Source organism: Mycobacterium toneyamaense (assembly GCF_055384815.1).
The window spans coordinates 1,191,431-1,213,235 of the sequence record NZ_AP040333.1 but is presented as its reverse complement, the minus strand read 5'-3'; the positions used below and the strand labels follow the sequence as shown (position 1 = coordinate 1,213,235).

25 protein-coding genes are annotated in these 21,805 nt (G+C 68.7%); 12 read left to right on the top strand and 13 right to left on the bottom strand.

The genetic code is table 11. From position 1 onward, the window contains the following. Positions 1-7: 7 nt before the first annotated feature. Positions 8-1,306 carry a chloride channel protein gene (locus tag ACZ5IQ_RS05990; protein WP_406775582.1) on the top strand — a complete coding sequence of 433 codons (1,299 nt, stop codon included), beginning with the start codon at positions 8-10 and terminating at the stop codon, positions 1,304-1,306. On the opposite strand, the gene ACZ5IQ_RS05985 is transcribed toward ACZ5IQ_RS05990, so the two are convergent. Next, the gene (locus ACZ5IQ_RS05985; RefSeq protein WP_464480968.1) at positions 1,293-3,203 is read right to left on the bottom strand and encodes an ABC transporter family substrate-binding protein; all 1,911 of its coding nucleotides are present in this window, start codon (positions 3,201-3,203) and stop codon (positions 1,293-1,295) included. The genes ACZ5IQ_RS05990 and ACZ5IQ_RS05985 overlap by 14 nt on opposite strands. Before the next feature lie 64 nt (positions 3,204-3,267). Between ACZ5IQ_RS05985 and ACZ5IQ_RS05980 the strand changes: the two genes are divergently transcribed. Continuing rightward, positions 3,268-4,140 (top strand): hypothetical protein, encoded by an 873-nt coding sequence (locus ACZ5IQ_RS05980; RefSeq protein ID WP_061001922.1) that lies wholly within the window; start codon positions 3,268-3,270, stop codon positions 4,138-4,140. Between the two features lie 48 nt (positions 4,141-4,188). Here ACZ5IQ_RS05980 and typA read toward each other — a convergent pair whose 3' ends face one another. Continuing rightward, the gene (gene typA / locus ACZ5IQ_RS05975) at positions 4,189-6,093 is read right to left on the bottom strand and encodes a translational GTPase TypA (protein WP_061001920.1); all 1,905 of its coding nucleotides are present in this window, start codon (positions 6,091-6,093) and stop codon (positions 4,189-4,191) included. A 68-nt stretch (positions 6,094-6,161) separates the two neighbouring features. Between typA and ACZ5IQ_RS05970 the strand changes: the two genes are divergently transcribed. Continuing rightward, positions 6,162-6,329: a hypothetical protein gene (locus ACZ5IQ_RS05970; protein ID WP_165605901.1), complete on the top strand. Its 168-nt coding sequence runs from the start codon at positions 6,162-6,164 to the stop codon at positions 6,327-6,329. A gap of 93 nt (positions 6,330-6,422) precedes the next feature. Further along, a complete protein-coding gene (locus tag ACZ5IQ_RS05965) occupies positions 6,423-6,695 on the top strand; it encodes a hypothetical protein (protein WP_073698499.1) in 273 nt (90 codons plus the stop codon). Here ACZ5IQ_RS05965 and ACZ5IQ_RS05960 read toward each other — a convergent pair. After that, entirely contained in the window at positions 6,689-7,075 is a 387-nt protein-coding gene (locus tag ACZ5IQ_RS05960) for a (deoxy)nucleoside triphosphate pyrophosphohydrolase (RefSeq protein ID WP_318986279.1), read from the bottom strand. The genes ACZ5IQ_RS05965 and ACZ5IQ_RS05960 overlap by 7 nt on opposite strands. 74 nt (positions 7,076-7,149) lie before the next feature. After that, a complete protein-coding gene (locus tag ACZ5IQ_RS05955) occupies positions 7,150-8,004 on the bottom strand; it encodes a DUF559 domain-containing protein (RefSeq protein WP_318986231.1) in 855 nt (284 codons plus the stop codon). A 144-nt stretch (positions 8,005-8,148) separates the two neighbouring features. Between ACZ5IQ_RS05955 and ACZ5IQ_RS05950 the strand changes: the two genes are divergently transcribed. Beyond that, positions 8,149-8,424, top strand: coding sequence for a 4a-hydroxytetrahydrobiopterin dehydratase (locus ACZ5IQ_RS05950; RefSeq protein ID WP_064979105.1), 276 nt, complete (start codon positions 8,149-8,151; stop codon positions 8,422-8,424). Here ACZ5IQ_RS05950 and ACZ5IQ_RS05945 read toward each other — a convergent pair. Continuing rightward, on the bottom strand, positions 8,405-9,583 hold the full coding sequence (locus ACZ5IQ_RS05945) for a mannosyltransferase (protein ID WP_464481426.1): 1,179 nt from the start codon (positions 9,581-9,583) through the stop codon (positions 8,405-8,407). The genes ACZ5IQ_RS05950 and ACZ5IQ_RS05945 overlap by 20 nt on opposite strands. 183 nt (positions 9,584-9,766) lie before the next feature. Here ACZ5IQ_RS05945 and ACZ5IQ_RS05940 point away from each other — a divergent pair, with 183 nt between their 5' ends. Then, positions 9,767-10,567, top strand: coding sequence for a hypothetical protein (locus ACZ5IQ_RS05940; RefSeq protein WP_464480967.1), 801 nt, complete (start codon positions 9,767-9,769; stop codon positions 10,565-10,567). Positions 10,568-10,610: 43 nt separating this feature from the next. Continuing rightward, positions 10,611-11,660, top strand: coding sequence for an Rv1157c family protein (locus ACZ5IQ_RS05935; RefSeq protein WP_464480966.1), 1,050 nt, complete (start codon positions 10,611-10,613; stop codon positions 11,658-11,660). On the opposite strand, the gene ACZ5IQ_RS05930 is transcribed toward ACZ5IQ_RS05935, so the two are convergent. The 5 genes from ACZ5IQ_RS05930 to ACZ5IQ_RS05910 form a co-directional block, all read right to left on the bottom strand. Further along, positions 11,661-13,076: a CYTH and CHAD domain-containing protein gene (locus ACZ5IQ_RS05930; RefSeq protein WP_406775622.1), complete on the bottom strand. Its 1,416-nt coding sequence runs from the start codon at positions 13,074-13,076 to the stop codon at positions 11,661-11,663. A 98-nt stretch (positions 13,077-13,174) separates the two neighbouring features. Next, a complete protein-coding gene (locus ACZ5IQ_RS05925; protein ID WP_464480965.1) occupies positions 13,175-13,915 on the bottom strand; it encodes an SDR family NAD(P)-dependent oxidoreductase in 741 nt (246 codons plus the stop codon). Positions 13,916-13,973: 58 nt separating this feature from the next. Beyond that, a complete protein-coding gene (locus tag ACZ5IQ_RS05920; protein ID WP_406775580.1) occupies positions 13,974-14,336 on the bottom strand; it encodes a nuclear transport factor 2 family protein in 363 nt (120 codons plus the stop codon). Between the two features lie 32 nt (positions 14,337-14,368). Then, positions 14,369-14,797: a MarR family winged helix-turn-helix transcriptional regulator gene (locus ACZ5IQ_RS05915; RefSeq protein WP_406775621.1), complete on the bottom strand. Its 429-nt coding sequence runs from the start codon at positions 14,795-14,797 to the stop codon at positions 14,369-14,371. A 172-nt stretch (positions 14,798-14,969) separates the two neighbouring features. Beyond that, entirely contained in the window at positions 14,970-15,119 is a 150-nt protein-coding gene (locus tag ACZ5IQ_RS05910; protein WP_064859942.1) for a DUF1059 domain-containing protein, read from the bottom strand. A gap of 33 nt (positions 15,120-15,152) precedes the next feature. Between ACZ5IQ_RS05910 and ACZ5IQ_RS05905 the strand changes: the two genes are divergently transcribed. After that, on the top strand, positions 15,153-15,815 hold the full coding sequence (locus tag ACZ5IQ_RS05905) for a nitroreductase family protein (RefSeq protein WP_406775579.1): 663 nt from the start codon (positions 15,153-15,155) through the stop codon (positions 15,813-15,815). 73 nt (positions 15,816-15,888) lie between these two features. Here ACZ5IQ_RS05905 and ACZ5IQ_RS05900 read toward each other — a convergent pair whose 3' ends face one another. Further along, positions 15,889-16,467 carry an HhH-GPD-type base excision DNA repair protein gene (locus ACZ5IQ_RS05900; RefSeq protein ID WP_464480964.1) on the bottom strand — a complete coding sequence of 193 codons (579 nt, stop codon included), beginning with the start codon at positions 16,465-16,467 and terminating at the stop codon, positions 15,889-15,891. Between the two features lie 120 nt (positions 16,468-16,587). Between ACZ5IQ_RS05900 and ACZ5IQ_RS05895 the strand changes: the two genes are divergently transcribed. Beyond that, positions 16,588-16,884 carry a hypothetical protein gene (locus tag ACZ5IQ_RS05895; RefSeq protein WP_064859943.1) on the top strand — a complete coding sequence of 99 codons (297 nt, stop codon included), beginning with the start codon at positions 16,588-16,590 and terminating at the stop codon, positions 16,882-16,884. 6 nt (positions 16,885-16,890) lie between these two features. On the opposite strand, the gene ACZ5IQ_RS05890 is transcribed toward ACZ5IQ_RS05895, so the two are convergent. Next, positions 16,891-17,778, bottom strand: coding sequence for a dihydrodipicolinate synthase family protein (locus ACZ5IQ_RS05890; protein ID WP_064859944.1), 888 nt, complete (start codon positions 17,776-17,778; stop codon positions 16,891-16,893). A gap of 23 nt (positions 17,779-17,801) precedes the next feature. Next, positions 17,802-18,587, bottom strand: a complete 786-nt coding sequence (locus ACZ5IQ_RS05885) for an aldolase (protein WP_064859945.1) — start codon at positions 18,585-18,587, stop codon at positions 17,802-17,804. Between the two features lie 99 nt (positions 18,588-18,686). On the opposite strand from ACZ5IQ_RS05885, the gene ACZ5IQ_RS05880 reads away from it, so the two are divergent. Genes ACZ5IQ_RS05880 through ACZ5IQ_RS05870 form a run of 3 tightly spaced genes read left to right on the top strand, consistent with a single transcriptional unit; the run spans position 18,687 to position 21,763 of the window. Further along, positions 18,687-19,208: a helix-turn-helix domain-containing protein gene (locus ACZ5IQ_RS05880; RefSeq protein WP_064859946.1), complete on the top strand. Its 522-nt coding sequence runs from the start codon at positions 18,687-18,689 to the stop codon at positions 19,206-19,208. A 5-nt stretch (positions 19,209-19,213) separates the two neighbouring features. Further along, the gene (locus tag ACZ5IQ_RS05875; protein WP_371824520.1) at positions 19,214-20,434 is read left to right on the top strand and encodes an MFS transporter; all 1,221 of its coding nucleotides are present in this window, start codon (positions 19,214-19,216) and stop codon (positions 20,432-20,434) included. A gap of 45 nt (positions 20,435-20,479) precedes the next feature. Continuing rightward, complete coding sequence (locus ACZ5IQ_RS05870) at positions 20,480-21,763, top strand: acyltransferase family protein (protein WP_064859948.1); 1,284 nt, start codon at positions 20,480-20,482, stop codon at positions 21,761-21,763. Positions 21,764-21,805: the final 42 nt, after the last annotated feature.

The following is a 21,805-nucleotide window of genomic DNA, read 5'->3' as shown; positions in this document are numbered from 1 at the left end:
TCACCGGGTGACGCGACGTGCGCTGGAGTTCGGCAGTGCGGTGCTGCTCACCGGCCTGCTCGCCGGGGTCGCCGGGGCACTGACGGTCTCGTTGCTGCACGCCGTCGAACATCTCGCCTACCACTATTCGTACGGGCTGCTGCTCGACGGCATCGGCGCCAGTTCGCCGGTTCGGCGCGCGCTGGCACCGGCGATCGGCGGAGCGCTGGCGGGGCTCGGCTGGTGGATCCTGCGTCGCCGCAGCGGGACTCCGTCACTGTCGGCGACCATCGCCGGGAAGAAGCCGATGCAGCACCTGCCGATGGCGGCCGACGCGGCGCTGCAGGCCGTGGCCGTCGGCAGCGGTGCGTCGCTCGGCCGCGAGACGGCGCCGCGCCAATTGGCCGCGGTGCTCAGCAGTTACGGGACGACGTGGCTCGGGCGGCTCACGTCATCGACGCTCGGGACGCTGACGGCCCGCGACCGCGAGATTCTGCTGTCCTGCGCCGCGGGCGCCGGCCTGGGCGCGGTGTACAGCGTGCCGCTGGGTGGGGCGTTCTTCGCGGCTCGCGTCATGATGGGCACCTGGCATCCCAAGGTCGTCGGCACGGCGCTCATCACGTCGAGCCTGGCGGTCGCGGTGTCGCATCCGGTCACGCATTTCGAGCGCGATCTCATCTGGCCGGATCCGGCACTGTCGTACCAATTCGCCATGCTGGCGCTGGCCATCGCACCGCTTGCGGTGGTGATCGGCCTGGTCTTCAACAAGCTGATGGCGGTCGCCGGGCCCAAGCCGCAGCTGACGTCCTGGGTGCTCGTCCCGGGTGTCGCGCTGGCCGGGCTGGTGACCGGCATCTGCTCGATCTACCGGCCCGAGTTGCCCGGTAACGGCCGCAGCGTGCTGATCGTCAGCGTCGACGCGCAACTGAGTCTCGCCACCGCGGCGGTTCTCCTGGTACTCAAGCCGTTGCTCACCGCGCTGTATCTGCGGGTCGGCGCGGTCGGCGGCCTCATCACGCCGGCGCTCGCCACCGGCGCGGCCGCGGGCACCGTCGCGACGTTCGCCCTCAACGGTCTGGCCGGTACGCACCTGCACGTACCCGCGGTGGCATTGACATGTGCGGCCGGCGTCCTCGCCATCACGCAGCGGGCGCCGGCGTTCGCGGCGTTGTTCGTCTGGGAGCTGGCGCATCCGCCGATCTGGCTGCTGCTGGTTTTCGCGGTGGCCGCGTACTCGTCGCACGGGATCCGGCTGCTGCGGGAGCAGTCGGCGGCCCGGGCGGCCGCCGTCGCGTCGCCGGTTCACGAAAAGCTCAGGGAACCTTGACCCACTTGCCGGCGTCGCCGACGATCCCGACCGGGACGGCGCCGGTGAGGCTGACGTTCTGCACCGTCGGCCCCGCGGCGACGATCGTGGTGTCCTGCAGGATCGGCAGCACCGTCTCCATCGCCCAGAGCTTGGGCTCCAATTCGTTGAGCACGTCGGCGATCTTCTCGGTGCCGGCCAGCGCCGCGTCGATCTTCGGCTGAATCGCGTGGTCGCAGATGCCGGTCAAGTTACTGGGCGCCTGCACCAACTGGTCTCCGCCGAGCGGCTTGGGCAGCGGGAGGGTGGGCGCCGTCGACGTCACCGTCGGCGTCGATGGCTGCGGCACAGCGGTTTTCGACGTCGACGTCGACGTCGGCTGCTGGGGCGGCACCGGGGGCGTCGCGGTGGAGACCGCCGTCGCATCCAATCCCGGGCAGCCGTAGCGCGATGCCAGCACCGTCGCCAGGTCGCCCCCGGCATGACGCCAGCCGACGATCGCGTCTACCCGCTCCAGTCCCTCGGCGTACAGGGCCACCGGATCCATGGCCAGCACGGTGGCCTCGATCCCGACGCTGCGCAGTTGGTCGGCTGCCGTGTTCGCCACCGCGACCGACGTCGGGTCGTTGGCGGCGACGCCGATGGCCAGCCCGAGCGGCTTGCCGTCTTTGACGAGCCGATCGTGGCCGGGCGGCGGTGGCATGCCGGGAGGCGACGGCGGCGCGACGTCGGGCTCGATGTTGTACCCGGCACGCACCAACAGGTCCATCGCGGCGTTGCGGTCGAGGGCCGGCGGCGCCGTCGGCACGTAGCCCGGGTCCGACGGGGTCCGGATCTGCGCCTGGGCCAGCGTCACGGTGTTGTCGCTGCCCGCGCCGACAGCGGCCAGCAGGCCGACGTCGAGCAGGCCCAGCAGTGCCTTACGCACCTGGACGTCGGTCAGTGCGGGCCGCTGCGCGCGCAGCGTCAACTGCATGACCCGCGGGGTGACGATCCGCGCGGTCCGCACGCCCGGGATGGCCGCGAGTTGCGCGAACGTCGCCTGCCCGCCGTGCACCTGGGCCACCTGGGTATCCCGGTTGCGGATCGAATCAGCAAGGGCCGCAGGCGATCCCCCGCGCCGGAACAGCACCTGGTCGGGCACCGACGGCACACTCCAGTAGCGGTCGTTGCGCGCCAGCAGGATTTCGTCGCGCTGCGGGTCGATGCTCTCGACGCGGAACTGGCCGCCCGTCACCGGCATGGCCCGCGCCAGCCCGGCACCGAAACCGCCCGGCACGTCCTTGACGATGTGCGCCGGCAGGATGTTGTTGAACAGTTCGCGCCAGGCCGGGTACGGCCGGGCGAAGGTGACGACGGCCGTCTTGCCGCCGTCGACCGACTGGACACCGGTCACCAGGTCGTAGCCGGCGGGGTCGACGACGCCGGGCTGGCTGACCATCTGGCGCCACTGGTACCAGTAGTCGTCGGCGGCGATGGGCGCGTTGTCGGTCCACTGCGCCTCGGGACGAATCTTGTACGTGACGGTGAACGGGTTCTGATTGGTCACGTCGGCCGACAGCAGCAGCGACGGGTCGAGTTCCCAGCGTGACCCCGAGGGCGACGCCGGATTTGCGATGGGCCGGAACGAGCTCGGCAGGACCAGCGCCGAGATGGCCGCATTGACCGGCGACTGGTCGGACTGCAGATGCGGGTTGAACCCGGGCCCGATCCAGTCGATGGCCATGATGATCTGGCTCATCTTGGGCGGCGGCGGGACGACGGTCTTGGTCGTCTCGGTGCTGCGCGGCGCCGGCGGCGGACTGACGGTGCAGCCCGCAAGCGCCAGGACCGACACCAGTGCGCCTGTCGTCATCAGCTGGCGGCGGGCGGTCGGCACGCCGTTCAGGGTATCCGCCGGGTGAGCCCGAGCCACCATCCGAGGCCCCCGCCGCAAATCCCCGTCGCGCCGCTCGCCCCTGATGTGGTCCACAATCTCCGGTATGGGCCTGCTGCCGAAGCCGTACACCCCGCTGTCCGATGCCGACGTCGCCGACGCGCTGAGCCGTGCCGTCGCCGTCATCAACCCATTGCTCAACGTGCTGTCGCAAGCCGATCCGATCGGGCTCCGCAGGCGCACCCACCGGCTCCTGACCCCGCCGCGCGGTTTGGTCGGCCTGGTCCGTCGGCTGCGGGTGGGGCACCGGCGTGCCGAGGCCGGCCGCAGCCCCAGCACCGCGGACCGGGCGCTGAACGCGGGCGCCCACCTGATGAACGCCGCTGACCTGCCGGGTACCGCCGCGTGGGAGCGGCTGAGCCGGGACGAGCGCATCCACTGGTGGGTGCACCGCGTCGGCGCGTTGAACACCGTGCTGGTGGCCACGCCGGGGGCGTTCGGTGTGCTGGCCCGGGTACTGCCGGTCAGCGAATTGGCCGGTTTCATCAACCACGCCATCGTGCTGTGTGCGGTGGCCCGCGAATACGGCGTCACCGATCGGGGCGAGCAGGTGCGGCTGCTCGCCGCGGTGTTGTGCCGACGCCAGCTGCCGGCGGACTTGCTAGACGACCTGGCCGTGCCGCAGGCCCCGGAGCCGGAGACGCTGCCCGACACCCCGCCCGACGGCTGGAAGCCCCTGGAGGCCGTCACGTCGTCGCTGCCGGTCGTCGTCGTCAAGAGCATCTGGCAGCTGGCGGGCATCCTGCGCGCGACGTTCGACGAGATCGCCAAGCGGCCGCAGCCGACCAAGTGGTGGCAGCGCCTGAGCGCGCTGCCGTGGGTCGGCGCGGTGTCCACGTACTTCGGAGAGCGCGGTGCGCTGATCAAGGCGGCCGACGAGGGTGTCGCCTGGCTGGACCAAAACCAGAAGGCCGGCTAGCGCTTCGCGAAAACGCGTGCGCCGGCCGGCCTTTCGGTTCGGTGAGAGTTAGTTGCGGGCCTTCTCGCGGGCCTTGGCGCGAGCGCGCAGGCTGGCGGTCAGCTCGACCTTGCGCACGCGCACGACCTCGGGGGTGACCTCGACGCACTCGTCCTCGGCGCAGAACTCCATGGCCTGCTCCAGGCCGAGCTCCAGCGGCCGCGCCAGCGTCTCCATGACGTCGGCGGTCGAGCTGCGCATGTTGGTCAGCTTCTTCTCACGGGTGACGTTGATGTCGAGGTCCTCGGCGCGCGGGTTGATGCCCACGACCTGGCCCTCGTAGGTGTCCTGGCCCGGCTCGACGAAGAACTGACCGCGGTCGGCCAGCTGGATCATCGCGAACGGGGTCACCGAGCCGCTGCGGTCGGAGACCAGCGAGCCGGTGTGGCGGGCACGGATCTCGCCGGCCCACGGGCGGTAGCCGTCGAACACGGCGTTGGCGATGCCGGTACCGCGCGTCAGGGTGAGGAAGTCGGTGCGGAAGCCGATCAGGCCACGCGACGGCACGATGAAGTCCATGCGGACCCAGCCGGCGGCGTGGTTCGTCATCTCTTCCATGCGGCCCTTGCGGGCGGCCATCAGCTGGGTGATGGCGCCGACGAACTCTTCGGGACAGTCGATGGTCATGGCTTCGAACGGCTCGTGCAGCTTGCCGTCGATCTGCCGGGTGACCACCTGAGGCTTGCCGACCGTCAGCTCGAAGCCCTCGCGGCGCATCTGCTCGACGAGGATGGCCAGCGCCAGCTCACCACGGCCCTGGACTTCCCAGGCATCCGGCCTGCCGATGTCGACGACGCGGATCGAGACGTTACCGACCAGCTCGGAATCCAAGCGGGACTTGACCATTCGCGCGGTCAGCTTGTGACCGGAAACCTTGCCCGCCAGCGGCGAGCTGTTGGTGCCGACGGTCACCGAGATGGCCGGCTCGTCGACGGTGATGCGCGGCAGGGCGTGCGCGTGCTCGAGGTCGGCGAGGGTGTCACCGATCATGATCTCGGACATACCGGCGACGGCGACGATGTCGCCGGCGACGGCCTCGGTGGTCGGGGTGCGCTCGACACCGACGGTGACGAGCAGCTCGGTGATCTTGCCGGTGGTGATGACGGGCGCGCCGTCTACCTCACGCATCCAGGCCACCTGCTGGCCCTTCTTGATCTTGCCGTTGTAGACGCGCACCAGCGCCAGACGACCGAGGAAGGCCGACGCGTCGAGGTTGGTCACCAGCGCCTGCAGCGGGGCATCCGGGTTGCCCTTGGGCGCCGGGATGTGCTCGAGCAGCACGTCGAACAGCGGGTCGAGGTTCTCGCTGTCGGGCACCTCGCCGTTGGCGGGCTGAACGGTCGAGGCGACGCCGGCGCGGCCCGAGGCGTACAGGGTCGGCAGGTCCAGGGCCTTCTCGGCGGCGGCCTGGGCTTCTTCGTCGAGGTCGGAGGCGACGTCGAGCAGCAGGTCGTGGCTCTCCTCGACGACCTCGGCGATACGGGCGTCGGGCCGGTCGGTCTTGTTGACCACGAGGATGACGGGCAGGTGCGCGGCCAGGGCCTTGCGCAGCACGAAGCGGGTCTGCGGCAGCGGGCCCTCAGAGGCGTCGACCAGCAGCACGACGCCGTCGACCATGGAGAGGCCGCGCTCGACCTCGCCACCGAAGTCGGCGTGGCCGGGGGTGTCGATCACGTTGATGACCGTCACGGTGCCGTCGGCGTTGTGCCGGTGCACCGCGGTGTTCTTGGCCAGGATCGTGATGCCCTTTTCCTTCTCCAGGTCACCCGAGTCCATGATGCGTTCGGTGGAGTCGTCACCCCGGTCCAGGGCTCCGGACTGCCGCAGCATGGCATCGACGAGGGTCGTCTTGCCGTGGTCGACGTGTGCGACGATGGCGACATTTCTGAATCCGGCACTGGCCTGCTCACTCACGCCCAAGATTGTCGCAGCGAGGGGGTCGGTTTGCGAAACCGCGAACGGCCTGGCAAAACTGCTAATCGATGAAGGCCAGCAAGCTCGCCGGGGCGAAACCGAAGAAGAAGTGCTGCCGCAGCAAGCCCCGGTGCAAGCGGTGTCCGCTGGTGCTGCACAAGGTCCAGAAGGCGGCGCACCACGGGGTCCACGGCAAGGACCTCGAGAAGGTTTTCAAGCGCGCCCGCAAGGCCTGATATATACGCATTGACCTGCCTCTATGCCTGTTTCGCGAGTACCGTGGAAACGTCTCGTCAGTTCGGGGAAACCAGCGCGAGGAGGTCGCCATCATGACCATCTACGAAGTGTTGACCGGAGTCATCGGGTTCGTGCTGGCGCTCGGCGCAACGGCCGCGATATTCGCCGGATTGGCCAATTGGGCCGGCGGATTCTTCGTGGTGCGGTGTGCTGCGTGTCACCATTTGGCGTTCTCCACGGTGAACAAGCCGAAGACCGACTGCCCGCATTGCAAGTACCCCGCGCTGCTGCACCCGCTGTACACCGCGCAGCACGGCACGGCGATGGCGTCGGCGCGCGTCGTCGGCGACAAGCTGCACTACTGAGTCAGCGCGTCCTTCAACTCCGCGAGCCAGGCGCGGTCCGCCGGCACCCAGGGCAGGTCGTCGAGTTCGGCCGCACCCACCCAGCGCACGGCATGGTGATCGTGGGCGTGGGGCGCGTCGTCGGTCGACACCCGGTACGCCCGCAACGTGACGGTGTCGGACAACGGCACGTCCTCGCCCACCTTTTCCCCGACGGTCACGATGACGCCAAGTTCCTCGTGGAGTTCCCGGGCCAGCGCCTGCGCGTCGGTCTCCCCCGGCGCGACCTTCCCACCCGGCAGCTCCCAGAGGCCCGCGAGTTCCGGCGGCCGATTGCGCTGAGCGACCAGCAGTCTGGCGTCGGCGATAAGGGCTCCGGCGACGACGATCACGTCGGCCAGGCTACTGGCTCGTCGAACGTGGGGGTTTACGCGAATATTCGGCCGAAGTACCTCGTAAACCCCCACGCTCGGCGTCAGACCGGGCATCCGGCGGCTCGCAGCTTCGCGCGCACTCTCGCGACCAGCTTTTCGGGCTCGCGCAACATCGCCGCACTGACCCGGATGACCACCCACCCCATGGCTTCCAGGATCGCGAGACGTTCGATATCCCAGGCCCGCTGCCGACTGTCGTTCCAGTGCTGGACACCGTCGTACTCGACTGCCACCTTCCACTGACGCCACCCCATGTCGACGCGGATGAACGCCTCGCCGTAATCGTCGAAGAAGCGGATCTGCGTCTCGGGAAACGGAAGGCCGCCGGCGACCAGCCCCAGCCGCAGCCGCGATTCCTGCGGCGATTCAGCACCACCGTCCACCAACGTCAGAGCAGACTGCGCCCGATGCACACCGCGGGTACCTGGATTCGCCGCGATCAACGGTTCGATGTCGACGAGTTTCAGATCGGTTGCGTTCATCAGCGCATCCACTATCGGCACGGCCCGGTGCTGCGGCAGCAGTCGCGCGAGGTCGAAGGCCGTGCGGGCGGCAGTTGTGACACGCATACCGCGCCGCACACAAATGTCTTGCGGAGCAAGGGCATACGAATGAGTCGTCAGCCCTCGTGGGCTATGGCGATCTGGCCGGACCACCACCGCGGGCGCATCGGGGTCGAGCCACTTCGTACCGTGCACCGCAGCCGCAGACACCCCGGCAATCACCGCATCCGGCCCTGCGAACAGCCAACCGGCGCGCGCCTTCAACTCGGCCGTCATCTCGACGCCCTTGGCCAGGTACACGTTGCGATAAACCATGCGATACCGGGTACGCAACTGATGCTCCGTCAGGCGTCCTGTCCGCAGCGCCTGCGACCCGAGGATGAGTTGGTCCATGACGTCACCCTCGACGGGACGGGCGACAAATCTGACGCCCAGCGACCCGGTTATCCACAGGTCAGGCCGTCGAGCGTGGGGGTTTACGCGGAAAATCGCAAACGATTCCTCGTAATCCCCCACTCTCGCCGCAACAATGGGGTCATGGCCGTCCTCACCGATGAACAAGTAGACGCCGCACTGCCCGAAGGCTGGGAACGCGCCGACGGCGCGCTACGCAGGTCCGTGAAGTTCCCGGCGTTCCTCGACGGTATCGATGCCGTCCGCCGAGTGGCGATCCACGCGGAAGCCAAGGATCATCATCCGGACATCGACATCCGTTGGCGGACAGTTACTTTCACCCTGGTCACACATTCCGAGGGTGGTATCACCGACAAGGACGTGGAGATGGCCACGGACATCAACGGACTGGTCGTCTAGTCCTGGTTCGCAGGGCCATCCAGCCGAGCGTCACCAGCGTCATCACCGGGTAGATCAGCCCCGCCCACGCCAGGTACCACGGGCGGCTGATCACCCAGATCGTCGGCTGCGCGAAACTCAGCAGCCACGGCACGCCGACGAGCATCAGCACCAGCCAGGTCCAGCGCAGCACCCGCGCCGAACCGAGGGCCGCGAACGGCCCGTGCCACAGCCACATCATCAGCGGGATCAGCCACACCCAGTGGTGCGTCCACGAGATCGGCGAGAACAGCAGCCCGAACAACTGCACCACGAGCAGGGCACCGAGGCGGTCGGGCCGGTCGGGACCGTAGACGGCGCGCCAGGCGAACACGGCCACGACGGCCGTCACCAGCACCGCGATCACCACGGCCGGCTCGAAGCCGGCGTCGTGCCCGACGATCCGCGAGATCGCTCCCCGCCAGGACTGGTTGAACGACGTCGCGACCGGACCGATCCGGTTGGCGTCACCCAGCAGGTCGGTGAAGTAGTAGAGCGCCTGATCGCGCAGCACGAGCCACGACACCAGCACGGTGCCGGCGAAGGTGACGGCCGCGAACACCGCGGCGCCCCAGCGCCGGACGCCGACGAAATAGAGCCCCGTCACTGCGGGCGTCAGCTTCACCGCGGCCGCCAGTCCGACCAGCAGACCGGACCACCACCAGCGGGTGCTGTAGACGGCGTAGAGCATGCCCAGCACGAGGATGACGTTGATCTGCCCGTAGTCGAAGGTGCTGCGCAGCGGCTCGGTCCAGATGCCGACGGCCGTCCACGCCATGGCCAGCCGATGCGAGGGATCGACTGGACATTTCCCGTCGCTTCGCTCGCCCCGAAACCCGATGAGCCGCAAGCTGATCCACACCACACCGTAGAGCGCCGCGATGATGCCGACCTGCCAGCAGAACGCCAGCAAACCGAACGGCACGAAGTGCAGCGGATAGAACAGCACTGCCGCGAACGGTGGATAGGTGAACGGCAGCGGGAAGTCCGGGGTCTGGTCGGCGTAGACGTAGTCGTACAGCGGGTGGCCGCCGGCGAGGGTCGACGCGCCACCGACGTAGACGTGGAGGTCGACGAAGTTGGCCCCGTTGGGCACCAGATAGGTCCAGGCGAAGCGCGCAGCGATGCTGAGCGCCAGCATCAGCGGCGCCCAGCGCAGGACTGATCGCGTGGCGGTGTTTATCGCACGACTGTAACGGTCGGTCACCCTTCGCCTTCCGATCAGTAACGGATCTATAAATGCCACACGTGTCACTTGAGTAACACCAGTAACGGAATACCTTCGGTTCTGACGCGCCACGACTGGACCGGGAGGACCCCCAAAATGCGCAACCGCACCGCTCGAAAAGTATTGACCACCAGCATGATTGCCGCCGCCGGCGCAGTCCCCATGGCGATCGCCCTGAGCGCGGTCGCGGCCGCCGACCCGGCCCCCGCGAACCCGGCGCCCGTCGTTCCCGGCACGCCGCTGGTGAATGAACTCGCCCAGGCTCCGGTCCAGGCCCTCTCGGGTGTCACGCAGGCCCTGACCTCCGGCGCGCCGGCTGCCGCCCCCGCCGCTCCCGCCGCCACCGCGTCGGTGACCCTGCCGCAGAACCTGGTTCCCGGCGCCACCGCACCGGCCGCTGCGGCACCCCTTGCCGCCGCTCCGGCTGCCCCGGCCCAGGGCATCATCCCGTCGGCCAACATCAACCTGCCGCAGATTCCGGGCTCGCCGCTGCCGCTGCCGCAGCAGATCGCCTTCCCGGGTGACCTGACCTCGCTGCTGCCGGCCGGTACCCCACTGGCGAACATGCTGCCGAAGCCGGCCGTCGCCGCGCCGGTTGCCGCCGCCACGACCGCCACCTCACCGTTGGCTGCCGCCACCGCACCGCTCGCCGCCGCGACCGCCCCGCTGGCCGCACCGCTCGCCGCTGCTGCCCCGGCTGCCGCCGCACCGCTGGCCGCCGCAACGGCTCCGCTCGCCGCACCGTTGGCTGCCGCTCCGGCCGCAGCGTCTCCGCTGGCCACCGCACCCGCCGCAGTGGCGGCTGCTGCTCCGGCAGCACAGGCCATCCCGGGCGTCGTGCCGGGGCTCATGAGCCTGACCAGCTTGGCGCCGGTCATCACCTCCGGCTTGCCGTGATTCGCAGCGTAACCAGATAACCGATACGAAACCGGGGAGAGACATGCAATCGAGGAAGCTGTTCGTCGCGCTTGGCGCGTCCGTCGCACTCACGATCGGCGCGGCCACCGTCGCCCACGCTGATCCGGCGTCGTCGCCACTGCCGTTGCCGCTGCCCATCGATGGCCTTCAGGCTCCTGGCCTGCCGGCCATGCAGACTCTCGCCCCGGTGATCCAGCAGGCCGCCGCTGATCCGGCGGGCGCCGCGGAGCTGCTCATGGCAGCAGCCCGGGCGTTCGCCGGCAGCAAGGCCGCACCGTCGGATTCGAAGAATCTGGCCAACGCCGTGAACCAGTTCGCCGCCGACCCGGCCGCGAACCACGTGCCCGCCCCGGGCGCCGTTCCTGGTGCCGAGGCCCACCTGCCGGCCGGCGTCGACCCGGTGCACGCCGTCGGCCCGGTGGCCGAGGCCGCTCCGGCACCGGCCCCGGAGGCTGCCCCGGCTCCGGCCCCCGAGGCCGCACCCGCACCCGCCGCAGCGCCTGCTCCGGCACCCGCCCCTGCCCCGGCACCTGCGCCGGCGCCGGCTCCTGAGGCCGCCCCGGCCGCTGCCCCGGTCACCCAGGCCGCGGCGACGGTCCCCGCCCCCGAAGCCGCCCCGGCCGCTGCGCCGGCCCCCGCGCCGGCCGGCGCGTTCGGCCCGGGCACGCCGATCACGCAGGACTTCATGTACCCGTCGATCAGCAACGGCTGCGGCGCTGACGGCGGCAATGTGCTGGCGACTGCGATCAGCGTGGCGGGCCCCGCGAAGATTCCGACCCCGGGCCCCGGCCCCGGCCAGACCGCCTACGTGTTCACCGCGGTCGGCACGCCCGGCCCGGCCGCCGAGCAGAAGCTGCCGCTGAACGTCACCTGGGTCAACCTGACGACCGGCAAGTCGGGCAGCGCGACCCTCAAGCCGCAGGCCGACATCAACCCGCAGGGCCCGACGACGCTGACCGCCATCGTCGACACCGGCTCGGGCAGCATCATGTCGACCATCTTCGGTCAGGTGACCACGACCGAGAAGCAGTGCCAGTTCATGCCCACCATCGGTTCCTCGGTGGTGCCGTAATCACAACATCGCTCGGGCCTGCTGTCGGCACGCGTCGGCTATCCGCTGTTCGCGGCCGTACAGCAGGCCGAAGGTGAAGCCGTTCTCACCGGCCGTCGTGCCACTCGCCAGCGCCAGGCGGCGCAAGATGTCAGATGCGACCACGGTGTCCTGGTGATCGCCCAGGATCGACTGAAATCGCTTGTAATGCTTGACCGTTCGCTTCGAGCCCTCGACATCGCGGCATAGCTCCGCCGCGTACCGGGCGCGCTTGGCGGCCTTGCGGGCGCGGTGCAACAGCGCGGCGTCGACGTCATCGCCACCGAGCGCTGCGACGAGCCGTCGGTCAGCTTTCCGTTGGGCCTTACGTGCCCGCTTGACCAGTGCGGCGGTGCTCGTCTCGAGATCGACCGGTGGCGCCGTGCGCCATGACCGCAGCACCGTCATCATCGCCCGGTAACGCGGCGAGTCCATGGCCTCGGTGATGCGCGCCCGCGCGGGCAGCTCGACGGCCTGCAGGTCATTGCGGATGCGGGCCCGGACCGGACCCAGGATCAATTCTTCCGGCAACTCTTCGAGCGCTTCGGTGAATCTGAACTGCTGCACCTGACAATCACGAACCTCGCCGAGCAGCCCCGCGAACCATCGCAGGTCCTCATCGAGCTCTTCGACAGCGGCCTGATCCAGCAGCTTGCCGAACACCCGCAGCGTGCTCCGCAGCCGCCGGATCGCCACCCGCGTGTCGTGGATGGGGTCCTGTCCCCGCCGTAATTCGATGTCGCCCAACACGATCTGGTCGATCTGGGCGTTGAGGTACCCGAGCAACGCACGCGCCGCGGGCGACACGCGCTCGACGGACCGAATCTGCGGCAGGACGTGGGCGAGCTTCGACGGAAAGCGCGACGGCCGGGCGCCCGCGGCTTTCAGACGGCGGACGAGGCGCTTCGGCATCGACGGGGTGTGCGGCCCCAGTTCGACTTCGACCTCACGCCAGGCGAGTAGCCGCTCGTTCGCCGACGCCCGCACCGAATCGTCGGCAATCTCGGCATAGAGTTCGCCGGACCCGGGCTCGGCGAGCCGGTACCGATCCCGGACGGTGTGGATCGTGGCGACGCTCGCCAGTTGCTTGCCGAGGCTGATGCCGCCGAGGAGCTCAGCGGCCGCATCGGGCAACTTCTCCGTCAACGCCCAGTGCAGTTCGACGCGCCCATCGGCGGCCGGCACCTTCAGCTGCCACCCCGTGTCACCGTCGCCGGAGCGACGGCGCAGCTGGACGCGGTGCGCCAGCAGGTCGCGGTCGCTGGTGTCGTAGTAGTCGCTGGTGAGGTCGACGGTGTCGTGCTCGATGTCGGCGTCCGGGACGATGCCGCGTAGGTCGGGCAACCGAAACCGGTCATCGACGTCCCACTTGCCTTCGCGTTCCAGAACCTCGTGCATACCCAGGGGCATAGCCGCGTGCTCCGGCGATCAAACCAGCCGTGGTGTCGAGACGATGCCGAGGTCAACCAGCCGACGGCATCGTCTCGACGTGGCGGTCAGAGCTGGATCTGGCCGCCGTCGACGGCCAATTCGGCACCGGTCATGAAGCTGCTCTGGTCCGAGGCCAGGAACAGCACCGCGGCCGCGATCTCCTCAGGGCGTCCCAACCGCTTCAGCGGCACCTGCGCCGCCATGCCGTCGAGGAAATCCTGCTTCTGCTCGGCCGGTGCCAAGCCGGTCAGTCCAGGGGTTTCGATCGGTCCCGGGACGACGGTGTTGACCCGGATCTTGCGGTCGGCGAGCTCCGCTGCCCACGTGCGACCGAGCGACCGGATGGCAGCTTTGGACGCGGCGTAGAGCCCGAACGCCGGAACGCCTTCGGACGCGGCGGTGGAGCCGGCGAGGATGATCGACGCGCCGTCGTTCAGCAGCGGCAGCGTCTTCTGCACGGTGAACACCGTGCCGGCCACATTGCGGTCGAAGTTGTCGCGGTAGTGCTGGGGTGTCACATCGGCGAGGGTGGCGAAGTCGCCGCCGCCGGCATTGGCGAAGACGACGTCGAGGCCCGCGCCGTGCTCGGCGATCGCGGCGGCGAGGACGTCGAGCTCCTCTGGCTTGCTGATGTCGCTCTGGACACCGTGCGCGCCGATGGCTGCGGCCGCCTCATCGAGCCGCGTGCGATCACGTCCGGTGATGAACACGTACGCGCCCTCATCCGCGAGGCGCTTTGCGGTCGCCAGGCCGATGCCCGACGTTCCCCCGGTGACCAGTGCTGTCTTGCCGTCGAGCTGTCCCATGATCGTTGTCCTCACTGTTGTGTGCCGTTCGGCAGTCACAACATAGGTGATGTGTCACCTATTCCGCGGCATTCAGCACAGTCCACAGCCGAACGATGCGCTCGTCGACGATCTCCGCGACGTCGAAACCCGACGCCACCGTGGCGTCGTCCGGAGTACGTACCTCCCACGCCAGGAAGCCCAGGCCACGGGTCCGGCGCACCGGGCCGGCCTTCACGAAATGCAAGCCTGCCAGCTTTTCCTGCAGCTCAGCCACCTTGGCATTCAACCGGTCGCGGCCGACGGTCACGCCGTCATCATCGACCCACGTGACATCGTCCGAGTAGGTCTCCGCGATCGCGGCGGCACGGAGCCGTGGGTCGCGTTCATCGAACACGGCGAGCAGATTGGCTTCCATCAAGCGGGTGATGACTTCACTCATGACGCTCCCTATAGGTGATTTATCACCTAATTCTAACCCGGCGCGGGCGGGAGCGAGCTGTGGTGATCGAGGTTGACGTGAATGTGCTCCAGTGCCGCGGTGAACGGTCCGAGCAGGTTCTCCGGCAGCGGGTCGAAGAACAGACTGCGCACGAGGTCGACGTGCCCGGGTGCGGCCTCGGCGATCGCCCGCCGGCCGTCGGCGGTCAGCACGACATTGGTGGTGCGGCCATCCGCGGCGCTCGGTCGGCGCTCGGTCAAGCCGCGTTGTTCCATGCGACGCAATTGGTGCGAGAGCCGGCTGCGTTCCCAGCCGATCTGCGCGGCCAGGTCACTGACACGCAGGCCGCCGCCGGTGTCGCCGCTGAGCGCGACCAGCACGTCGTAGTCGGCGAGCGAGAGCCCCGAGTCGGCTTGCAGCTGCCGGTTCATCTCGTAGTTCATCCGAAGCTGTACCCGCATGTAGGCGACCCAGGCCCGCTGCTGCTTCGGCGTCAGCCAGCCCCGCTCGGGAGTCGGCTCCCCTGCCTTTCTCGGCGTCACGGTCGCCAGTATGACGGTCGGACAGACCCGACTACGCAACAGCGAGCGTGGCCACCCCCCAACGGCAGCCACGCTCGCCTTGGTTGATGGCTCAGTAGGCCATGAAGAGAATCATCTCGCGGTCGTACTCCCGACCGGGGTGTTGCTCAGCGAGGTGGGCCTGGGCCTTCTCGACCAGATCGTCCTCGTCACTGCCGGAAATCGCCTCGCCGCAGGGGCAATTCAAGTGTGTCTTAGCCATACACATCACCTTCCCATACGCATGATGGTCGGTATGGAGATTTACGACGTCATGCGCACGACCGGGGCTGTCCGCAAGTTCAGCGGCGAGCCCCTGCCCGACGACGTGCTCGAGCGCATCCTCGACAACGCGCGCTTCGCCCCGAGTGGCGGCAACCGGCAGGGCGCGCGGGTGATCGCGGTCCGTGACGTCGAAACCCGCAAGAAGCTGGGCGAACTGTCCAAGCCGGGCGCCCGGCAGTACATCGCTCAGATGGCCGCCGGCGAAGGGCCGTGGAACCCGTTGCAGCCCTGCGGGGTTGATCCGGCGGTCGTGGCGGCGACCCCGGTACCCGATGGCATGGTCACCGGGACGCTGCTGGGCGCCGAGGTCGTGCTCGTGGTGTGCCTGGACCTCGGCGTGGCAGCGGCGTTCGATCAGCACCTGGACCGCATCGGTGTGATCAGCGGCGCGTCGATCTACCCCTTCGTCTGGAACATCCTGCTGGCCGCGCGCAACGAGGGCTACGGCGGCGTGCTGACGACCATGGTGGTCGCGCAGGAGCCCAAGGTGCGCGAGCTGCTCGGCATCCCGGACAACTACGCCGTCGCGTGCATGCTGCCGCTGGGCAAGCCCGTCAAGCAGGTGACGAAGCTGACCCGGCGTCCGGTTTCGGAGTTCACCACCCGCGAGCGGTTCGACGGTCCGCCGCTCTGATCGCGTCGAGCGTGGGGCTTGACGAGGGGAATCGCGAGAATCTCCTCGTCATCCCCCACGCTCGAATCAACACTCAGGCCTTGGCGGCCTTCGCCACTGCTTTCATCTGCTTCTTGTAGGCGCGAACCTGGTCCAGTGAGCCCTTGTCGACGACGTCGGCGACGGACATGTGCGTGCCCTGCTTGCCGTAGTCGCCGGCCGCGGCGCGCCAGCCCTCCGGCGTGACGCCGTACTGCTTGCCGAGCAGCGCCAGGAAGATCTTGGCCTTCTGCTCCCCGAATCCGGGCAGCGCCTTGATCCGTCGCAGCACCTCTTTGCCGTCGGGATCGCCGGTGGTCCACAGCGCGGCGGCGTTGCCGTCGTACTCGTCGACGATCACCTGGGACAGCGCCTGCACACGCTTGGCCATGGAGCCCGGAAAGCGGTGCACCGCAGGGGTTTGCGCGAACAGCTCGGCGAACTTGTCCGGGTTGTAGTCGGCGATCTGGCGGGCATCCAGGCCACCCATCCGGTCCTCGAGTTTCTTCGGGCCGGCGAACGCCACTTCCATCGGAATCTGTTGATCGAGAAGCATTCCGACCAGCAGCGCGCACGGGTTGGACTCGAGCAGTGCGTCGGCGGACGGCTCCTGAACCAGCTGCAGCTTCGACATCACGCCAGTCTAGGACCCCGATCGCCGCACCCCGATTACGACGGTTCAGAGTTCCTGTGTCCGAGCTGTGTGCGAACGTGTAAGCCGATAACCGGTGGACATGCCTGTAGGGGGACGGACATGAGACATACAGTCGCGGCATTTTTCGCGGCGATGGCTGCCGCAGTGGCGCTGGCCGGCGCGGCCAGCGCCATCCCGGACCAGGGCACGCCGGAGTTCGACCAGTACCTGCAGGGCCTGGAGCGCAACGGCTACAACCTGAACCCCGACACCGCCTGGCGCGTGGCGCACCAGGCGTGCATCGGCGGTATCCCCGGCTACATCAATCTGGAGCTGGCCGCACAGGGCGTCATCGGCCCCGGCGCGCAGCAGCGCGTGATGGACGTGGCCCGCAAGTACGCCTGCCCGGTTCAGTAGGCGCACTCACGCGCTGGCCAGCAGCCCTTTGAGTTCGGCGCGGCCGTCCTCGTCGAGTGGCAACAGCGGCGGGCGCGGGTCACCGGCATTGCGCCCCAGCAGGTCAAGGCCGGCCTTGACGGTCGTCGGCAGGCCCCCGGTGACGATGAAGCGCAGCAGCGGCGCGAGGTCGTCGTAGATCTCCTGTGCCCGTGCGCGATCACCGCTGCGGACCGCGTCGTACAGCTCGACGCACGGCTGCGGGCGCAGATTCGGTGCGGCCGTGCACCATCCGGATGCGCCGGCGAGCAGCGCGTCGAGCACCAGCGGGTTGCTGCCGTTGTAGAACGGCAGCTTGCCGCCGGAGAGCTCCTTGATGCGCAGCATCCGGGTGAGGTCACCGGTGGATTCCTTGACCATGCGGACGTTGTCGATGTCGTCGAACATCCGCACCAGCAGTTCGGGCGCCATGTCGATGCCGCTCGTGGCGGGGTTGTTGTAGACCATGATCGGCAGCTCGACGGCGGCCGAGATGCTGGCGTAGTGCTGGAAAATCTCCCGCTCGTCCAGCTTCCAGTATGAGATCGGCAGCACCATCACCGCGTCGGCGCCGGCCTGCTGTGCGTACCGTGCGCGCCGAATGGTGTTGGCAGTGGTCAGATCCGAGGCTCCGACGATGACGGGGACGCGGCCGCCGACGGTAGCCACGGTGGTGTCGACGACGGCGTCGAACTCGGCCTCGGTGAGGTACGCCGATTCGCCGGTGCTGCCCAGCGGCGCGATCGCGTGGGCGCCGGTGCTGACCAGTTGCTCGACGACGGCGGCCAGCGTCTCGGTGTCGACGTTGTCGCCGTCAGCGGTGAACGGGGTGATCGGGTAGGCGATGATGCCGTGGATCCTGGGTGACTCAGTCATGGGTGTCTGCTTTCTACTGTCGGTCAGTGGTCGAGGGCGTCGGGGTGGCGCACCAGGGCACGGCGCGCGTAGTAGGCGAAGTTGGCGACGCTGCGTTTGGGCGTCAGCGTCCAGTCGTGGGCCTCGCGGGCCAGCCGGTCGGGCAGCGGCGCGATGGTGCCGGCAGCCATGGCGGCCAGCTGGAGCTTCGCCCCGCGTTCGATGAGCATGGCCAGCGAGCAGGCTTCCTCGACGCTGGCGCCGGCCACCACCTGACCGTGGTGCGCCAGCAGGATCGCCTTCTTGTCCCCCAGCGCGCCGGAGATGATCTCGCCTTCTTCGTTGCCCACCGGCACGCCCGGCCAGTCCTTCAGGAAAGCGCAGTCGTCGTACAGCGGTGCGATGTCCATCTGTGACACCGTCAGGGGCACTTCGAGCATCGACAGCGCCGCGACGTGGAAGGGGTGCGTGTGCACGATGCAGTTCACGTCCGGCCGGGCGCGGTAGATCCACGAGTGAAAACGGTTGGCGGGGTTGGCCATTCCGCCACCGTCGAGGACGTTGAGGTCCTCGTCGACGAGCAGCAGGTTGCCCGCGGTGATCTCGTCGAAGCCCAGGCCGAGCCGCTGCGTGTAGTAGGTGCCCGGCTCCTCGGCGCGGGCGGTGATCTGCCCGGCCAGGCCCGAATCATGTCCGGCGTCGAACAGCGCCCGGCAGGTCAGCGCCAGCTTCTCGCGGACCGTCAGGGCGGATTCGGCGATATGGCGGTTCAAGCCCTCCTCGGCGCGCTGCATCAGTTCGCTCTTGGAGTCATGCATGGTGTCGGTCATTCGGAACTCCTCTCGTCCTCGTGCGTAATCGCATTCGATGACACATTGCAGACTGTAGGACACAAGGTGTCATGCAGTCAATGAGGTATCCTGAGCGGCGTGAGTGGCTTGTTGCGTGCGGTGCGCCAGCAACGCGGAATGACGCTGGAAGAGCTGGCAGCCGGCACCGGGTTGACCAAGAGCTACCTGTCCAAGGTCGAGCGCGGCCAGAGCGTGCCGTCGATCGCCGCCGCACTGAAGATCTCACGAACCCTCGATGTCGATGTGGCGCAACTCTTTTCCGATGACCCGGAAGTCAGCACGTTCGCCGTCGAGCGCGCCGCCGACCGCGGCGCCGCCCGCAATCACGCGATCGCGGCGGGCATGCTCGGCAAGGCCATGTCGCCGTTCGTCGTCCGCCCGGGCCGTCAGTTCGCCGCCCATGCGCACCCGACGCATCCCGGTCAGGAGTTCGTGTTCGTCCACGCCGGGACCGTCGAACTCAACTACGACGGCCGCCTCGTCGAACTGTCCGCGGGCGACTGCGCCTATTTCGACGCCGCCACGCAGCACAAGCTCCGCCAGGTCGGCGACGAGACCGCCGAAGTGATCGTCGTGACGTGTCCCGCACCGCGCCGCTGAGAGGAATGCCAGCGGGTCCCGCGCGTGTTGCCCTACCCGTGCTCCAGACTCGAACCGTGACCTCGCGCCTCGGCTTCCCGCTGCTCGCCTACGCCTTCGCCGCCATCATGCTGGGCACCACGCTGCCGACGCCGATCTACGCGCTGTACGGCCACAACCTGCACTTCGCGGTCCTGACGACGACGGTCATCTTCTCGGCCTACGCCATCGGCGTGCTGGCCGCGCTGCTGCTGTTCGGCCGCTGGTCCGACGCGGTCGGCCGACGGCCGGTGCTGATCGCGGGCGCGGTCGCCGCCATCGCGAGCGCCGTCGTCTTCCTCTACGCCGACAGCGTGCCGTTGCTGCTGGTGGGCCGGCTGCTGTCCGGGTTGTCTGCGGGCATCTTCACCGGCACCGCGACGGCCGCTGTCGTCGAATCCGTGCCGGAGGACCGGCGCGAGCAGGCCGCCGCAGGCGCCACCATCGCCAACATCGGCGGGCTGGGCGCCGGGCCGGTCGTGGCCGGTCTGCTGGTGCAGTACGCACCGCATCCGTTGCAGCTGCCGTTCCTCGTGCACATCGTGCTGGCCACGCTGGCCATCGCCGCGGTGTGGCTGGTCCCGGAAACGTCGAGCCGCACCGGCCGGATCGGCTTCCAGCGCCTGTCGGTCCCCGCCGAGGTCCGGGCGACGTTCGTCCTCGCGGCAACCGCCGCCTTCGCCGGTTTCGCGGTGATGGGCCTGTTCACTGCGGTGGCGCCGTCGTTCGTCGCCAGTGTCATCGGGATCGACAATCATGCCGTCGGCGGCGCGGTGGCGGCGTCGATCTTCGTCGCCTCCGCCGTCGCCCAGTTGGCCGGTCGTCGCATCCATCCCCCGCGGGCCGTCGCACTGGGCTGCGCCATCCTGGTCGTGGGCATGACGATTCTGGCTGCCGCACTGCACTTTTGCTCACTGGCCGGGCTCCTGACGGCCGCTGTCGTGGCCGGCATCGGGCAGGGCATCAGCTTCAGCCGCGGCCTCGCGGCCGTCGTCGAAGGCACCGCGACGGAGCGTCGCGCCGAAGTCAGTTCGACGTACTTCGTCGTGGCCTACGTGGCCATCTCGCTGCCGGTCGTCAGCCTCGGCTTCGCGGCCCAGCGCTGGGGCTTGCAGGAGGCCGGGGTCAGTTTCGCCGTCATCATCGCGGTGTTGGCGGCCGTCTGCCTGGCGGCCGTCCTCCGGCAGGAACGCCGCAGGTCAGCGTGAATTTGAGTAGCACTACCTAGGGGTCGGGCCCATACGGTCGAAGGCATGACCACCCGCGTCTTTCCTTCTGCTGCCGAAATCGCGCAGCGCACGCCGGCCGACCGTGACCGCGCCATCGACGTCATCCGCATCGTCTCGTTGATCGGCGTCGTCGCCGGCCACACCGTCATGGCGACCAGCATCATCGACAACGACGTCTTCCGCTGGGGCAACCTGCTCACCACGTCGGTGGTGTTCCAGGCGCTGACCTGGATTTTCCAGATCATGCCGCTGTTCTTCTTCGCCGGCGTCGCGGCGTCGGCCACGTCGTATCGCAGCGGAATGAGCTGGGGTGGTTGGCTTCTCAAGCGCTGCACCCGGCTGTACCGGCCGGTGTTCTACTACCTGGCGTTCTGGGCCGCGGCGTTGTTGGTCCTGAAGCCGCTGCTGCCCATTCACGTCTACGAACCCATCGCCGGCATCAGCATCCAGCTGCTGTGGTTCCTGGGCGCCTACGTCTTGGTGCTGGCCGCGGTGCCGCTGCTGGTGCGGATCACCACGGGTGGCCAGCTCATCGCTGCGGTGGCCGGTACCTACGCCCTGGTCGCGCTGGTCGATGCCATCCGCATCAACGACCACGCCTGGTCAGCGTTGGGTTACGTGAACTTCGTGGTGTGGCTGATCCCCGGCATGTTCGGTGCGGCTTACCGGCGGGGGCTGCTGAGTGCGGCGGCGGCGTTGCGGGTCGGGCTGGCCATGCTGGCGGTCAACATCGCTCTGGTGTGGGTCGGGCCGTACGAGCTGAGCCTGGTCGGCATCGAGACCCAGCACATCAAGAACATGACGCCGCCGTCGCTATTGCTCGCCGGTCACGCAATCATGATGTGCGCGTTTGCCATTGCGGCCGCACCCGCCATCAGTCGTTGGGCTGCCCGGCCGCAGGTCTGGCGCCTCGCGGTGATCGGCAACACCGGCGCCATGACGCTGTATCTGTGGCACATGCCCGCGCTGCTCGGCATGCACCTGGCCTTCGATCTCGCGGGTCTGCCCCGCTACCCCGGCCAGCCGCATTTCCTGGTGCTGAGCGTCTACCAGATGACGATCATGGCGGCCCTGGTCGCCGGGCTGTTCCTGCTGCTGCGTCCGCTGGAGAACAACCCGCTGCCACTGTGGGACGGCGGTCGCGTTTCGGAAACCGGTTGGCGCAGTGCGGCTGTCGGGACGCTGTTGGTCGTCGCCGGCGGCGCGACGCTGGCGTCCGTCGGCTGGGGCCTGAAAGACACCGGGTTGCAGTGTGTTTCGGTGATGCTGGTGGCGCTGGTCGCGGCCAGGGCATTGGCCCGGGATTAACCGTGAGCAGACGTAAAACTGTCGTTTTGGTCCCCAAAACGA